16 protein-coding genes are annotated in these 15,205 nt (G+C 55.5%); 6 read left to right on the top strand and 10 right to left on the bottom strand.

Features of this window, described 5'->3' with window-relative positions; translation table 11 throughout:
• Positions 1 to 4: 4 nt before the first annotated feature.
• The 4 genes from ORG26_RS14990 to kdsA form a co-directional block, all read right to left on the bottom strand.
• On the bottom strand, positions 5 to 379 hold the full coding sequence (locus ORG26_RS14990) for a VOC family protein (protein ID WP_266363111.1): 375 nt from the start codon (positions 377 to 379) through the stop codon (positions 5 to 7).
• A gap of 12 nt (positions 380 to 391) precedes the next feature.
• Positions 392 to 844 (bottom strand): GyrI-like domain-containing protein, encoded by a 453-nt coding sequence (locus ORG26_RS14985; protein WP_266363110.1) that lies wholly within the window; start codon positions 842 to 844, stop codon positions 392 to 394.
• A gap of 254 nt (positions 845 to 1,098) precedes the next feature.
• A complete protein-coding gene (locus ORG26_RS14980) occupies positions 1,099 to 2,073 on the bottom strand; it encodes a helix-turn-helix transcriptional regulator (protein WP_266363108.1) in 975 nt (324 codons plus the stop codon).
• 100 nt (positions 2,074 to 2,173) lie between these two features.
• The gene (gene kdsA / locus ORG26_RS14975) at positions 2,174 to 2,983 is read right to left on the bottom strand and encodes a 3-deoxy-8-phosphooctulonate synthase (RefSeq protein WP_266363107.1); all 810 of its coding nucleotides are present in this window, start codon (positions 2,981 to 2,983) and stop codon (positions 2,174 to 2,176) included.
• A gap of 292 nt (positions 2,984 to 3,275) precedes the next feature.
• Between kdsA and ORG26_RS14970 the strand changes: the two genes are divergently transcribed.
• Genes ORG26_RS14970 through rnc form a run of 3 tightly spaced genes read left to right on the top strand, consistent with a single transcriptional unit; the run spans position 3,276 to position 5,587 of the window.
• Positions 3,276 to 3,512: an acyl carrier protein gene (locus ORG26_RS14970; RefSeq protein ID WP_234736073.1), complete on the top strand. Its 237-nt coding sequence runs from the start codon at positions 3,276 to 3,278 to the stop codon at positions 3,510 to 3,512.
• A gap of 35 nt (positions 3,513 to 3,547) precedes the next feature.
• Positions 3,548 to 4,801 (top strand): beta-ketoacyl-ACP synthase II, encoded by a 1,254-nt coding sequence (gene fabF / locus ORG26_RS14965; RefSeq protein ID WP_266363103.1) that lies wholly within the window; start codon positions 3,548 to 3,550, stop codon positions 4,799 to 4,801.
• Positions 4,802 to 4,837: 36 nt separating this feature from the next.
• Positions 4,838 to 5,587 carry a ribonuclease III gene (rnc, locus tag ORG26_RS14960; RefSeq protein WP_266363101.1) on the top strand — a complete coding sequence of 250 codons (750 nt, stop codon included), beginning with the start codon at positions 4,838 to 4,840 and terminating at the stop codon, positions 5,585 to 5,587.
• Between the two features lie 10 nt (positions 5,588 to 5,597).
• Here the strand turns inward: rnc and ORG26_RS14955 are convergent, their stop codons facing one another.
• Both ORG26_RS14955 and ORG26_RS14950 read right to left on the bottom strand, forming a co-directional pair.
• A complete protein-coding gene (locus ORG26_RS14955; protein ID WP_266363099.1) occupies positions 5,598 to 6,638 on the bottom strand; it encodes a sensor histidine kinase in 1,041 nt (346 codons plus the stop codon).
• A 1-nt stretch (position 6,639) separates the two neighbouring features.
• Positions 6,640 to 7,404 carry a LytR/AlgR family response regulator transcription factor gene (locus tag ORG26_RS14950; protein ID WP_266363098.1) on the bottom strand — a complete coding sequence of 255 codons (765 nt, stop codon included), beginning with the start codon at positions 7,402 to 7,404 and terminating at the stop codon, positions 6,640 to 6,642.
• A gap of 544 nt (positions 7,405 to 7,948) precedes the next feature.
• Between ORG26_RS14950 and ORG26_RS14945 the strand changes: the two genes are divergently transcribed.
• Entirely contained in the window at positions 7,949 to 9,463 is a 1,515-nt protein-coding gene (locus ORG26_RS14945) for a Do family serine endopeptidase (protein WP_266363096.1), read from the top strand.
• 113 nt (positions 9,464 to 9,576) lie between these two features.
• Here ORG26_RS14945 and gmd read toward each other — a convergent pair whose 3' ends face one another.
• Complete coding sequence (gmd, locus tag ORG26_RS14940) at positions 9,577 to 10,689, bottom strand: GDP-mannose 4,6-dehydratase (RefSeq protein ID WP_266363094.1); 1,113 nt, start codon at positions 10,687 to 10,689, stop codon at positions 9,577 to 9,579.
• A gap of 87 nt (positions 10,690 to 10,776) precedes the next feature.
• On the bottom strand, positions 10,777 to 11,376 hold the full coding sequence (locus ORG26_RS14935) for an SPOR domain-containing protein (protein ID WP_266363092.1): 600 nt from the start codon (positions 11,374 to 11,376) through the stop codon (positions 10,777 to 10,779).
• Between the two features lie 126 nt (positions 11,377 to 11,502).
• Here ORG26_RS14935 and murB point away from each other — a divergent pair, with 126 nt between their 5' ends.
• On the top strand, positions 11,503 to 12,531 hold the full coding sequence (murB, locus tag ORG26_RS14930; RefSeq protein WP_266363090.1) for a UDP-N-acetylmuramate dehydrogenase: 1,029 nt from the start codon (positions 11,503 to 11,505) through the stop codon (positions 12,529 to 12,531).
• Between the two features lie 66 nt (positions 12,532 to 12,597).
• Here the strand turns inward: murB and ORG26_RS14925 are convergent, their stop codons facing one another.
• Together ORG26_RS14925 and ORG26_RS14920 are read right to left on the bottom strand one after the other, a co-directional pair.
• Positions 12,598 to 13,512: an ROK family protein gene (locus ORG26_RS14925; RefSeq protein WP_266363088.1), complete on the bottom strand. Its 915-nt coding sequence runs from the start codon at positions 13,510 to 13,512 to the stop codon at positions 12,598 to 12,600.
• A gap of 91 nt (positions 13,513 to 13,603) precedes the next feature.
• Positions 13,604 to 14,338, bottom strand: a complete 735-nt coding sequence (locus tag ORG26_RS14920) for an SDR family oxidoreductase (RefSeq protein ID WP_266363086.1) — start codon at positions 14,336 to 14,338, stop codon at positions 13,604 to 13,606.
• 75 nt (positions 14,339 to 14,413) lie between these two features.
• Between ORG26_RS14920 and ORG26_RS14915 the strand changes: the two genes are divergently transcribed.
• Positions 14,414 to 15,142 (top strand): MlaE family ABC transporter permease, encoded by a 729-nt coding sequence (locus ORG26_RS14915; protein ID WP_266363084.1) that lies wholly within the window; start codon positions 14,414 to 14,416, stop codon positions 15,140 to 15,142.
• Positions 15,143 to 15,205: the final 63 nt, after the last annotated feature.

Below are 15,205 nucleotides of genomic sequence, written 5' to 3'. Positions count from 1 at the left end.
AAATTCAATCATTCCGATACGTCACCACATCCACCCCAATCCCGTTCGGGTCGAGGATGGCGAAATGGCGGTCGCCCCAGGGTTCGTCGCGGAGGTTAACGACGAGCGGGACGTTGAGTGCACGGATGCGGTTGTACTCCTCATCGACATTGTCCACTTCGATGGTCAGGTACACGCCCCGGCCGTCGAACCGGCTTTGGAAAACGGGCTGCTGCGACGGATGGCCGGGGAGCAGAAAGCTCAGTTCGGCCTGCCGGTTCGGCGTGTGCAGCAGCACATAAAAGTCGTTTTCGAAGGTAACGCCGAAGTTCAGGACGTTCTGGTAGAACGCTTTGGTTTCGGCCAGTTTTTCGGTGATGATGCCTGCGTTCAGTTTCATGCGGTGGGTGGCTCAGTTGACGCCAATCATGACTTCCGTGATGTTGTTTACCGGCTCGGCCAGGTCAATGTGTACGTAACGTTCGCGGCAGATTCCGTTGAGCGCGTGGCCCTGCTGCACCAGTTGCGGAATCAGGCGGTTGTAAATGCCCGGCAGATTTTCCCACGGCCCCTCCAGCGTCTCGGAAACGCACTTCAGCGCAGCCAGTTGTTTGAATTCAAAGCCGTTGGGGATGCCCTGGACTTCGCCGACGGGCAGGGCAACCTCCAGCCGAAAAACGCGGTTCGGGTCGCCGCTGACCCCGTAATACGTCCAGTACACCGGCCCCAGTACGTTCAGCCCCAGCCGGGCCGCTTCGTGGTGAAGCCCGCGAACCGATACGTCCCCGAACCGGCCGAGGTCTTTCAGCGTCGTGTCAGCCGAAAAAATCAGGGCCGTCATGGAAGGCAGTTGTTTAACGAGCATGGTCAGGATGATTTACGTGAAACATGCCCAAAAGTCGGCAGCCGGAGTGACAGCGGTATGTCAGGAGGGGGAGGGAATGATTGAATTTTGAATGTTGAATTTTGATAGGCGGTACGCCGCTGTAGTCGCTGGCTTGAATGATTGATAGGCGATCCGTCGCTGCGGTTGGCTCCGCTTAATGCTCGCCTCTGGCTTAGCCCACCAACTGCAGTAACGGACCGCCTATCTGTCATTCAAAATTCAACATTCAAAATTCAATCATTTAACCTCTCCACTACTCCCTCCAGGTAATGCGTCCGGACTTCTTCTGCCCGTTCCTGCATGAGGTGGAGAAAACTTTCGGGCGACTCAATGGTCACGGCGTTGCCGTAACTCAGCAGCCACCGGCTGAGCCCTTCCGTAAAGGGCGTCCGAAAATGCATCCGGACGGAATCGCAGGCGTCTTCTTCCGCTACAAAGCCGAACGTACACCGCTGTTCCTGCATGAAACGGGCTTCGTTGTTTTTCACCCGGATCGTTACGTCCGTCGTCGGCATGTCCTCCCTCGTCCGTTCGCGGGCCAGGTAAGCCTCCAGCGAGAGCCGTTCGTGCCGGACAAACGTACGGCCGGTGTTGGTCAGCACTTTAATCCGGTCGATGCGAAAATCCCGGTAGTCGTGGCGGGTGCGGCAAAACGCGATCAGGTGCCAGGCTGAGCCGTAGTAATACAGCCCGACCGGTTCGATTTCCCGCTGGGTCGACTGCCCGTTATAGATGGAAAGGTACTCGATCTGCAGCACACGGTTCTGCGCCACGGCCTGCTGAATGTCGTTCAGAAAAGCGGTTGAAAACGTGCGGACCGTCCGGGGACGGCTAACCCCCACCTGGGGTTCCAGGTCTTCGAGGTGCTCTTTATCCCCGCGTTTCAGCACGGACTTGATCTTGAACAGAGCCGACTCAAACTCCGTCTGCACCGACTCATCGGTCAGTTTTTCGATCAGTTTCGCCCCAAACAGCAGGGCACTTGCTTCCGTCCGGGTCAGGTGAACCGGCGGAAGGTGGTAATCTTCCAGAAAGTACCCGATGCCCGCCTCCGCCCCGATGGGCACACCCGCCTCTTCGAGCGCCCGGATGTCGCGGTAGACCGTCCGCAGGCTGATGCCAAAGCGGTCAGCAATCTCCTGCGCCCGAACCACGCGTTTCGTTTGCAGATGAATCAGAATGGCGGTAAGGCGGTCGGTGCGGTTCATAATCCAGTTAAGAGTTATGAGTTAAGAGTTATAAGTTGAGCTTCGCTAAATTGAGCATCAAAGCCCAATTCATAACTCTTAACTCATAACTCATAATTAACTACATGATGGCTTGTCGAATCCGTACCAGTTGCTCCAGCAGGCCTTCGAGCCGGTCGAGGGCGAGCATGTTGGCTCCGTCGGATTTGGCTTCGGAAGGAACCGGGTGGGTTTCGATAAAGAGTCCGTCGGCCCCTACGGCAATGGCCGCTTTGGCGATGGTGGCAATCAGGGCCGGTTTGCCGCCCGTGACGCCGGAGGTCTGGTTGGGCTGCTGCAGCGAGTGCGTGCAGTCCATCACCACCGGAACGCCGTGCGCCTGCATGGCGGGCAGGTTGCGGTAATCCACGACCAGGTCGCCGTACCCGAAGGAATTACCCCGGTCGGTGAGGAAAACCGGCGCGTCGGGGTTCACCGACTGCACTTTTTCGACGGCAAAACCCATGGATTCGCCGGACATGAACTGGCCTTTTTTGATGTTCACTACCTTGCCCGTTTCGGCAGCGGCCGTGAGCATATCCGTTTGTCGGCACAGAAAAGCCGGAATTTGGAGCACATCAACGTACTGGGCCGCCATCGCCGCCTCCCCGGATTCGTGAAAATCCGTCAGCGTCGGGACCGTGAACGTCTCCCCCACTTCTTTCAGGATTGCCAGCGCCGCCTCGTCGCCGATGCCGGTAAAGGAGTTCAGTTTCGTGCGGTTCGCCTTCCGGTAAGAGCCTTTGAAGATGTACGGAATCCGGAGCCTGTCCGTAATTTCGACAATGCGCTCGGCGATGCGCAGCGCCATATCCCGGCTTTCGATGGCGCAGGGGCCCGCAATCAGAAAAAAGTTGCCCGAATCGGTATGTTTAAGTTTGGGAAGATTCATGGTTTGAAAAAATAAAAGCGTAACCTTTGTCCGGATTTGGTCAAAATCACCCCCGCAAAGGTGCTAAAATAGTCTGAACAGTCGGTTATTGAACTGTTTAGCTCTTTTGCCAGCGAAGTTGCCTACATTGGTTACATAAGGCGAAATAACGTCCTGCAATACCTTGTAAATCTGCAACTTCAACCGCGCTGAAATGCCTTCAGAAACGTTTTGAGCGATAAAAAATTATTTGACAATACAGTTTTTAAAGCATTTCTTTGCAACGTTTTTTTAACCCCTAATGCATACAAAAATGTCAGAAATTGCACAGAAGGTAAAGGCGATCATCGTCGAAAAACTGGGCGTTGAAGAGTCTGAAGTTACTCCGGAAGCAAGCTTCACCAATGACCTGGGCGCTGACTCACTGGACACGGTCGAGCTGATCATGGAGTTTGAGAAAGAATTCAACATCTCTATCCCGGACGACCAGGCGGAAAACATCGGCACCGTTGGTCAGGCAGTTGCCTACCTGGAAGAGAACGTAAAATAAGTACCCCCTCCCTATTCAAGGTTAAGGTTCATTTTATGCCCTTTAAACGAGTAGTAGTAACAGGCCTTGGCGCACTGACGCCGATTGGTAACGACGTCACCTCTTTTTGGAATAACTTATCAGCCGGGGTCAGCGGCGCCGGCCCGATTACTAAGTTCAATGCGGAAAAATTCCGCACACGGTTTGCCTGTGAAGTAAAAGGACTGGACATCACGCAGTTCATCCCTCGTCAGGAAGCACGTAAAATGGACCCGTTTGCCCAGTATGCGGTCGTTGTGGCTGACGAAGCCATCCGCGACTCGGGCCTTAATCTCGAAGAAATCGACCTTGACAAAGCCGGCGTCATCTGGGGTTCCGGCATCGGTGGCCTGAAAACGTTTCAGGACGAAGTGAGCACGTTTGCTACCGGCGACGGCTCACCGCGCTACAATCCGTTTTTTATTCCGAAGATGATCGCCGACAGCGCCTCCGGGCTGCTGTCGATCCGCTACGGCTTCCGGGGTGTCAACTACGTGACCGTCTCGGCCTGCGCCTCGTCGGGCAATGCCATCACGGACGCGTTCAATTTCATCCGCCTCGGCCGCATGAAACTGGCCATTACGGGCGGTTCGGAAGCCGCCATCACGGAAGCCGGCATCGGCGGATTCAACGCCCTGCGGGCCCTTTCCGAACGGAACGACTCGCCCGAAACGGCTTCCCGGCCGTTCGACAAGGACCGTGACGGCTTTGTGCTCGGCGAAGGAGCCGGAGCGCTGATCCTGGAGGAGTACGAACATGCCAAAGCCCGCGGGGCGAAAATCTACGCCGAGCTGATCGGCTGCGGCATGTCGTCGGACGCCTACCACATCACGGCCTCCCACCCGGACGGCCTCGGTGCGGTCAAAGCCATGGAAGATGCGCTCGACGATGCGGGCCTGAAAGCCGAAGAAGTGGACTACATCAACGTCCACGGCACGTCGACGCCCGTTGGCGACCCGAGCGAAGCCAAAGCGATCGAACAGGTTTTCGGTGAACATGCCTATGTGCTCAACATCAGTTCCACCAAGTCGATGACGGGCCACCTGCTCGGCGCGGCCGGAGCCATTGAAGCCATTGCCAGCATTATGGCCATCCAGAACGATCTGGTGCCGCCGACCATTAATCACTTCACCGACGACGAAGCCTTCAACCCGAAGCTGAACTTTACGTTCAACCAGGCGCAGACCCGCCCCGTCAAGGTGGCCTTGAGTAATACGTTCGGATTTGGTGGTCACAACTCGACCATCGTGTTCCGCAGATTGGAAGACTAAACGAAAGGCCCAAAGGCCCTCTCAGCGATTTAAGAAGTGTTGCCTATTCGCAATTTATTCGGGCTCGGAAACAGTGAAGACAGGAAATTCCGAAAGGCTATCGCACACATCATTGGTGCACGGCCTACGAATGCCCGTGTCTATCAGCTTGCTTTCCGACACACTTCGGCGTCGAAAGAAACAGGCATCAAGGGCTTCAAGGAATCCAACGAGCGGCTGGAATACCTCGGCGACGCCGTGCTGGGCATGGTCATCGCCGAATTTCTTTTTAAAAAATTCCCTTACAAGGACGAAGGCTTTCTGACGGAAATCCGTTCGCGTATCGTCAACCGCGAAACGCTGAACGGAATTTCCCGTAAGCTGGGTCTGGACAAGCTTATCGAGTACGACGGCAGCCGCGGCCGCATCCTGCCCGCCCGTACGTCGATGTACGGCGACGCCCTCGAAGCGCTCGTCGGGGCGATTTACCTCGACAAAGGTTTTGCCTTCACCCGCCGCTTTATCCTCAAAGAACTGCTGGGTCATTACGACCTAGACTCGCTCATCAACAACAACCTCAACTACAAGAGCAAGCTGATCGAGTGGGCGCAGCGGGAAGGCAAAAAGATTGATTTTGTGATTGTTTCGGAGAAAGGCAACAACCAGTTCCGGGAGTTCATCGCGGCCGTGACGGTCAACGGCGAGGAATTTGCCACGGGCAGCGGCTACAGCAAGAAAAAGGCCGAACAGGCCGCCGCCGAAAAAGCCTGCGAACAACTGGAGCTGAAACCCGCCGCCAATCCGTAGGCCGCTCGGCTCATACAGGTTCTTCCACTTTGGGTTTCATCAACGGCACACCGACCAGAAACCGGCTCTCATCCTGCTGAATCATGACCGGCGGGCCGTCGAGCAGCTTGTACTTCATCGTGATGTTCTGCAACCCGATGCCGTTGGACGGTACGGCTACCTTTTTCTTCTGAAAGTTATTTTCCACAAACAAGGTGTTGTCGCGCGTGTACAGCCGGATTGTCAGCGGCCGGTTGACGGAAATGACGTTATGCTTGATGGCGTTTTCGAACAGAATCTGTAACGTCAGCGGCGGAATCAGGTGTTTTAGCAGGCGGTCGTCGATGTCTACTTTCATGAAGATTCCTTCGCCGTACCGGGTTTTGATCAGGTAAAAATAAGCCCGGATAAACTGCAGCTCGTCCGCTAGCGGGCACAAACTCCGGTTGTTCTGTTGCAGCAGGTAACGGTACACCGCCGACAGGTCATCCAGAAACTCTTCGGCTTTACGGGGTGCCGAGCCAATGAGGGAAGACAGCGAATTGAGGTTGTTGAACAGAAAATGCGGGTTGATCTGGGTCTTCAGGGATTCCAGCTGGCTTTGGAGGTTCACCTTTTTCAGCTCCTGCGCCTCCGTGTAGGCCACCTTCCAGCGCTGGTACAGATAAATTCCCTCGAACATGGCCGCCAGTTGAATCGTCCCGATCACCGATACGAGGGTATTGAAGAAATAAGGCTTTATCTCGAAAACGTCATCCGTCTGCCACAGACCTATCAGGTCGTAGAACAACGTTTGCGTAATCCGGATAATCCCCGCGAAGAAGAAAAACCAGACCAGCTGAAACAGGACCCGCTGCCGGGTCTGGCCCAGTTCCGGATACCGCTGCCGCGAAACGATGATTCCCTGCCGGTTGGCTTCCCAGACCAGCACGGCCCCCAGCACGAAGAAAACAGGAATGCGCCAGTCGTCCGGGTACGGCACGTTGGTGTAGCCGTACATCATCCATTGCCCCAGCAGCGAAAGCAGCGGGACTCCGGCCACGCGCATCCATTTATCGTTCAGGGTATGCATTTCAGTTTCCTTTCCAGATTCGGAAACGTTCTACCCGGTCGGGACTCACCAGCACCTCGCGGCCCGGTCCCGGTTTCAGCTCCAGTTTCAGCTTACCGTTCAGCGAGGAATGGGTGGCCGTGATCGCACTCTGGGCCACTATAAACTGTTCGTTGACCCGAAAAAACTGCGTCACATCCAGCATTTCCTCCAGTTGTTCGAGCGTGTACTCAACGGTGTACCCAATCCGGTTGCGGGTGAGCAGGTAGGTTTGCCCGTCTTCGGCGTAGAAACAGACGATCTGCGCCGTTTCGACCGGAATCAGCCGCTGGCCTTCGCGCACCAGAAACTGCGTCCGGACCTCATGGCCGCTGCCCTGTTTGCGCAAGTCCTGAACCAGGTGACCAATATCGGCGGAAGTGACGCGGCGGGCGGCGATGCGGAGGTATTTCTGCACGGCCTGGTCCAGTTCGTCGCGGCGGATGGGCTTCAGGAGGTAGTCGAGGCTGTTGCCTTTGAAGGCGCGCAGAGCGTGTTCGTCGTACGAAGTGGTGAAAATCACCGGACAGTCTACCTCCACGAGGTTGAAGATTTCGAAGCTTTGCCCGTCCGAAAGCTCAATATCCATCATGATCAGATCGGGCGACGGGTGGCTGGTCAGCCATTCGACCGTGGTTTCGATGCCATCGGTCACTCCCACCACGTTCAGCGTCGGTGCGGTTTCCCTCAGCAGTTTTGTCAGTTTCTGAACGGCCAGGGCTTCGTCTTCCACAATCAGAACATTCATAGAGCGTACGGCTAACTTGATTAGGCGGGAGCCAAGTTACTTAATTCTCAAGACATTTCGGGCTGTGGCGGATTGTGGAAAATTAAGGACAAATCCGGCAAGCGCGTCCTCTCTCCACACTTCTCCTTTCTGTCAGTAAAAAAAGAGAAAAAATGCCAAAATGACACGGGAGCGCCGATTTTATGACAAAAATCAGGACAAAATGCCCCGTTTAACAACTCCTTCGAGTGTGGTACATAAGTTGCAAATAGAGTGTCTGTAGCGCGACTCAAACGGGGGCGGACCTACACAAAGTGAACCCAATCGGGGCCGGTTCAGAGCCCCGGACGATGTCAAATCGGATAAGCAGCCGGCTGTAAACGGCCATATCATTCAAGGTCCGCCGGGAAAATCGGCGGACCTCTTTTCTTTGCAATTTTTGAGAACCAACAAAGCTTGTTAAATTTTGTTAATTGCATGACGCGACAGAATTTTACGAGGGACGGTTTTCGTTATTTTGGTGAGTGAATCAGACACAGTGAACAACCCGTATTTATAAAAGCAAATGAAAAGTAACTGGAAAGTTTTAGCGTTGATTGCCCTGCTTTCGAGCGCAGTTACGCTGGCCGCCTACAACCTGCTTGGTTTTAACCAGAAGGACGTTATCCTGACCGAATCGGCCCCGACGCCCATTGGTCGTCTGGCTGCCCTGACGGGTCCCGACGCCGCACCGGGTGACTTTACGTACGCCGCCGAAGCGGCCACCCCGGCGGTAGTGCACATCAAAACGACCATTACCCGTACCGTTCGCCAGCAGCAGATTCCGGACATTTTTCGGGACTTCTTCGGCGATGAATTTGGTGGTCAGGGCGGTCGTCCGCAGCGCCAGCGCGGTCAGGCATCCGGCTCGGGGGTGATCATCAGCAAGGATGGTTATATCGTCACGAACAACCACGTGGTACAGGGCGCCGAAGAAGTGGAAGTGATCCTGTCCGACAAGCGCAGCTTCAAGGCCAAAGTAATCGGCACCGACCCGCTGACCGACCTTGCCGTGGTTCAGATCAGTGCTTCCAACCTGCCGTCTATCACCCTGGGTGATTCCGACGCCCTCAAACTGGGTGAATGGGTACTGGCCGTGGGTTATCCGCTTGACTTGGAATCAACCGTTACGGCGGGGATCGTGAGTGCCAAAGGACGTCGCATTGGTATCCTGGACCAGAACATCGACCAGAACGATCCGAAGCCGGACTCTCCGGTAGAATCGTTCATCCAGACGGACGCGGCCATCAACCCCGGTAACTCGGGCGGTGCGCTGGTTAACCTGCGCGGCGAACTAGTCGGCATCAACACGGCTATCGCCTCGGCAACGGGTTATTACAGCGGCTACGGTTTTGCCGTTCCGGTATCGCTGGTGAAGAAAGTATCGGCTGACCTGCTGAAATACGGCAACGTACAGCGTGGTTATCTGGGCATCATTCCGGTTGAGCTAAACAGCGGCCGGGCGCAGGAACTGAAAGCCCGTGTAGGTCGCGGTATCTACATCAACGAAGTGGTTGAAGGCGGTGCTGCCGCCGCTGCCGGCCTGAAGAAAGGCGACGTGATTGTGAAGATGGAAGGCCAGAACGTCGATTCGGACGCTCAGATGCGCGAAATCATCGGCCGTCGTCGTCCGGGCGACATCATCAACGTGACCGTTAACCGTGGCGGCGACCTCCGCGACGTGAAAGTGGAACTGCGCAACCGGAACGGTGGCCGCGACGTAATCCGTCGGGAAGACGCTACGGCCTCGGCTCCCTCGTCGCTGAAAGCGCTGGGCGCTGACTTCGAAGACCTGACCGCGGCTGACGCCAAGCGGCTGGGCATCAACGGCGGAGTCCGCATCAAGCGGATTTACGACGGAAAGCTCGCCGACACGGATGTGGAGGAAGGCTTCATCATCGTCAAAGCCAACGGCAAAAATATCCGGACCGTGAAAGAACTGCAGGCGGCTATGGCCGGTGTGCGGGAAGGCGAAGGGCTGATGCTGATCGGTGTTTATCCGAACAGCTCCCGGATGTACTACTACGCGGTGCCGGTCTAAGTAAGACTCATTCGCATACCTGAATAAAGTAAAAGCCCGGTCGCGATATGCGACCGGGCTTTTTATGTTTTGTAAAGCATCTTTAGGACTTGGGGCGTTCGGTGCTTTACGGCTTATTCGAAATAATTCGGGACGCGGTGGCCGCTACGCTCCAGGATTTGATCGCGCTTGAAGAGGTCCACGTCGGCGGCAACCATTTCCTGCACGAGGGCTTTCAGGTCGTACTTGGGTTTCCAGCCGAGCTGGGTCATGGCCTTGGTCGGGTCGCCGAGCAGCAGGTCTACCTCTGTCGGGCGGAAATAACGCTCGTCGATGCAGACCACTTCCTTGCCAACTTCGAGCGCGAAGTCCGGGTTGCTTGCGCTGACGACGTAGCCTTTCTCATCGGCTCCTTCGCCGCGGAAATCCAGTTCTACGCCAACTTCGGCAAACGCCATCCGGACAAAATCGCGGATGCGGGTCGTCTGGCCCGTTGCGATAACGTAATCTTCCGGCGTATCCTGTTGCAGAATCAGCCACATGGCTTCTACATAATCCTTGGCGTGGCCCCAGTCGCGCTGCGCATCGAGGTTGCCGAGGTAGATTTTGTCCTGCAACCCGAGCGCAATCCGGGCTACGGCGCGGGTGATTTTCCGCGTTACGAACGTCTCGCCGCGGAGCGGGGATTCGTGGTTAAACAGAATTCCGTTGACGGCAAACATGTTGTAAGCCTCCCGGTAGTTGACCGTAATCCAGTAGCCGTAAAGTTTGGCAACGGCATACGGCGAACGGGGATAAAACGGCGTCAGCTCCGACTGGGCATGTCCCTGCACACCACCGTACAGTTCGGAAGTGGACGCCTGATAGATTTTCGTTTTTTCCGTCAGACCAAGCAGGCGAACGGCCTCCAGGATACGCAGCGTACCAATGCCATCGACCTGGGCGGTGTATTCCGGCTCGTCGAAGCTCACCCGTACGTGCGACATGGCACCGAGGTTATAAATTTCGTTGGGCTGCACTTCCTGAATGATCCGGATGATGTTGGCGGAGTCCGACAGGTCGCCGTAGTGGAGCTTGAAGTGAACGTCTTTCTCGTGCGGGTCTTCGTAGAGGTGATCGATCCGCTGGGTGTTGAAGAGGGAGGAGCGGCGTTTAATCCCGTGGACTTCGTATCCTTTGGCCAGCAGCAATTCTGCCAGATACGCCCCGTCCTGACCGGTGATACCGGTAATCAGCGCTTTTTTCATGCAAATAAATTGAAAAGGATTGTATAACGTTAAGTACAGACCTCCAAATTTAAGGCAATCTGGCGAATGTAGCTAACGCATTAATTATTATTTAATTAGCAAACTTCTGCGGATGTCCACCTTATCGGCCAGCATGGTTGCCGAGGGAAACTGCTGGCGAATCTGGGACAGGTAACGTTCTGCATCCATACGACGCATGAAGTCACCCACTTTTAACCGATACGTCGGCTGATTATAAGTCAGGTACGGGTTTAACTCGGGAAAATTCTGGTACGACATCACCTTGGCCTGGTCAACGCGGTTTCGCTCGCTTCCCACATAAACCTGAATGCGGAAGCCGGGTGCGTAGCGAATAGAGCGGTTGTTGCGGGAGATGGTATCCAGCACGGCGTCCAGCCGCTTGTTGATGTGCAGGGCCGTGGCCGAGGGCAGCTGTCGCTTTGTCGGAACGGGCCTGTCGGCGGGCGTTGCGGGACGGGCAGCCGGGATAGCGGGTCGTGCCGGCGCTTCGTACCGGGGACGCACCGCCGTCAGATCGTCATTAAAAGAATTATATTCTTCGGAAGAAGCGCCTCCGGAGGCGGCCCCTTTCGAGGAGGCACACGAACTGACGCCAGCGGCCAGCAGACAGGCAAGCAGGCCACTGAGAAGCGTATTTCGTCCGCAAGACAGCTTTTTTGTGTTCATGACTTTCGTACAAACATAGTAAGTATCTGCCGTTTGAGCAATTTTCGTTAGCGAAGGTCCCTTTCCTCCGAAAATGTCAGGATTGTCGGCTTTTATGTACCTTTGATTCCGGATTGAATTTACCCTATGCTAAGCATCCAGAGTCACGTTTCGCTCAAACCATATAATACCTTCGGCATCGACGCCAAAGCCCGTTACTGGGTAGAAATTGAAAGTCGCGAAGATTTGCAGACCCTGCTCCAGCTCTCCGAATTTCTGACTATACCGAAGCTGATTCTGGGCGGCGGCAGCAACATTCTGCTGACGCGGAATTTCGACGGACTCGTTGTTAAAAACAGTATCTCCGGCATTGATGTTCTCCGCGAAGACGATCTGCACGTTTACGTCCGGGCCGGAGCCGGTGAAAACTGGCACCAGTTTGTGCAGTTCTGTGTCCGCAACAATCTGGCCGGACTCGAAAATCTGTCCCTCATTCCGGGCACGGTCGGGGCGGCCCCGATGCAGAACATTGGCGCCTATGGCGTTGAGGTTGAGCAGGCTTTTGAAGAACTCGAAGCCCTGAACATGAACACGGGCGAAGTCCGGACGTTCCGCCATGCCGACTGCCGGTTCGGGTACCGCGAGAGTATTTTCAAGCACGAAGCCAAAGGACTCTACATCATTACGCACGTTACTTTCCGGCTCGACAAAACCCCGACGTTCCATACGTCTTACGGGGCCATTCAGGAAACGCTCGCCGAGATGGGTATCTCCCACGACGACCTGACCATCCAGGCTATCAGCGAGGCCGTTGTCCGCATCCGCCGCAGCAAGCTCCCCGACCCCGCCCAGATCGGTAATGCGGGCAGTTTTTTCAAAAATCCGGAAATTCCGAAAGAACAGTTTGACCAGCTGAAAGCGCAGCACCCCGACATGCCCGGCTACCCGATCGGCGAGGCGGCGGTCAAAGTGCCAGCCGGCTGGCTCATCGAGCGCTGCGGCTGGAAAGGCAAGCGCGTGGGCAACACGGGCGTTCACGCCAAACAGGCCCTGGTGCTGGTCAACCACGGCGGCGCCACCGGCGAAGAAATCAAAGCCCTGGCGAAAAATGTCCAGACTTCGGTAGCCGAGCAGTTCGGCATCCGCCTGACGCCGGAGGTGAATTTTATTGAATGATTGATTGACTGAATGACTGAATTGCGCCGCTTTTCTTCTCAGTCATTCAGTCAATCAATCATTCAATCATTCAAAACAAAGCGACGCGGCGCCGAGCAGACCGGCATCGTTGCCCAGCGTGGCCCGCTTGAGGTCGAGGTCTTTGAGGTAGTACGGGGTCAGCCAGTAGTTCAGCTGTTTCTGCACGGCGGGCAGAATGTAGTCGTAGGAAGCCGAAAGTCCGCCGCCGATCAGGATGAGTTTGATGTCCAGAATCCGGACGAGCGAGACGAGCCCGTCGCCGAGCATCTCTCCCACTTCTTCCCAGATATTCATCGCCAGTTCATCGCCTTCGGCCGCTGCCGCCACCAGGCCCGTGGTAGAGATGCTGCCGTCGGTGGGTAAGGTAGTCGAGCCCTTAAATTCGGCCCGGCGGACGTTGGCCAGATCCAGCAGTTCTTTTTTACCGATGTTGCGTTCGAGCACGCGCCCGTTCCGGGAAGGAATGTGTCCGGGTTCCATCGCGTTGCCGTCGCCGCCCAGAAAGACCTTCCGGTTGATGATGGCGGCACCGCCGACTCCGGTTCCGAGCGTGATGAAAATATAATTTTCGTTGATTTTTTCCTGAGCGAAATAAAACTCACCCAGCGCCGCCGCGTTGGCGTCGTTCTCCAGAAAGAACTGAATACCGGGGAAGCGTTTGCTCAGAGTGGCAACCAGCGGAACGCCGTCCAGCTCGGGAATAGCCGTAATTTCCAGCGGTGTCGTCCGGTCGCGGTTAATCATTCCCGGCAGACCGATGCCCACTTTTTTCACTTCCTTGTTGCCGTAAAGCTGCAGCGCGATGGCGTCTCCAAAACGATCGACAAAGTGCCCGGATTCGCGCCAGCTGGTAGTGTCGTGGCTGTAGAAGTTGGAAATTTTACCGGTTTTCGCATCAACAATGCCCATCTTGACGTTGGTACCTCCCACGTCAATCCCCAGATACTGTTCAGGCTCCATTAAAAATTGGTAAGATGTTATAGTGAAAAGTTAGTTTCTGTAGCTCAATGCAGTTAATGAGGGCGCAAGATACGAAAGTCAGCCGTAAGTCTCATTTTATATCCCCCAACTGCGGCCGTAACAGGATTTCTTCCACCACCGCCCCGGCCGAGAGGTGGCAGGCCGACCAGATGACACTGGCGACGTCTTCGGCTTCCATGAACCGGGATTCGGGCAGGTTGGTCCCGGCCCAGCTGTTGGTCAGGGTGGCGCCGGGCAGGAGAATGGTTACTTTGACGCCATGCGGTTTGAGTTCTTCGCGCAGGACTTTGGTGAGGCCCATGAGGGCAAATTTGGAGATGCAGTAGGAGCCGCCGTTGGGATAGGCGGTGATGCTGGCGGTGGACCCCATCATAAAAATATGGCCCCGCTGCCGTTCCATCATGCCGCTCAGCAGGCCGCGCGTCAGGTGGTATACGCTGTAGAGGTTGGTTTCCATCTGCGTTTCCAGCGTGCCTTCCGCTTCGTTGTGGATTTGTCCGGGCAGAAACACACCGGCATTATTGACCAGCACGTCTACCGGCCGTTCGAGGGAGTGGACAAAATGAACAAAACGGTCAAGATCGGCCCGCTTCGACACGTCGGCCTGCAGAGTATGGAGTTTAGGGCGCTCGTCCGGGTCGTCGCTCAGGGTTTCCATCAGTTCGGTCAGTTCCTCGCTCATCCGGCTGAGGTCTTCCTCGCTGCGGGCACAGACGACGGCGTCATAGCCGCCCGTCATGAAGGTTTCAACCACTGCCCGACCAATGCCTTTTGTAGCGCCGGTAACCACTATCAATGGATTCATAAGGTAAAATCGTATAGTGTTGGCAAGATACGCATGAAAAGCACACTATCTTTACGGTAGTTTTGACAACTTTCCATGCATAATCTCGGACGTTATTTCATTTTCCTGGGCACGCTGTTCCGCAATCGCGAGAAGTTCGGCGTGTATATTGGGTTAGTCATAGACGAGTGCGTTTCCATCGGCATCAACTCGGTTTTCATCGTCTCCATCGTTTCGACCTTTATCGGAGCGGTTAGCTGCGTGCAGACGGCCTACAACCTGGTGAGTCCGCTGATTCCGTTGTCCATCATTGCTGTGATTGTCCGCGACATGACCATTCTCGAACTGGCTCCGACCATCACCTCCGTGGTGCTGGCGGGTAAAGTCGGCTCCAACATTGCCGGGGGCATCGGCACCATGCGCATCACGGAGCAGATTGATGCGCTCGAAGTAATGGGCATCAACTCGACCTCGTATCTGGTGCTGCCCAAAGTGGTGGCCGCCATCATCATGTTCCCGATGCTCGTGATTCTGTCCGGATTTCTGTCCATTTATGGCGGGTATCTGGCGGGTACGCTGGCCGACATCATCACGCCTGAAGACTACATCTACGGCCTGCGCTCGGACTTTAAGCCGTTCGGGGTCATTTTTGCGCTGATCAAATCGGTCGTTTTCGCCTTTCTGATTTCCACCATTTCCGCTTTCAAGGGCTATTACACCTCCGGCGGGGCACTGGAAGTGGGCCAGGCGTCAACATCTGCCGTAACAAACAGTTGTATTGCCGTACTGGCCGCCGACTTTTTACTGGCGCAGTTACTTTTATAGTGGCTAGTGGACAGTGGTTCCACTTAGTCAGGAACCGGCGCAGCCACTGTCCACTAACCACTA

Source organism: Tellurirhabdus rosea (assembly GCF_026278345.1).
Classification (GTDB): Bacteria; Bacteroidota; Bacteroidia; order Cytophagales; family Spirosomataceae; genus Tellurirhabdus; species Tellurirhabdus rosea.
The sequence above is the reverse complement of the archived record's forward strand: the minus strand, read 5'-3'. Positions and strand labels throughout refer to the sequence as shown.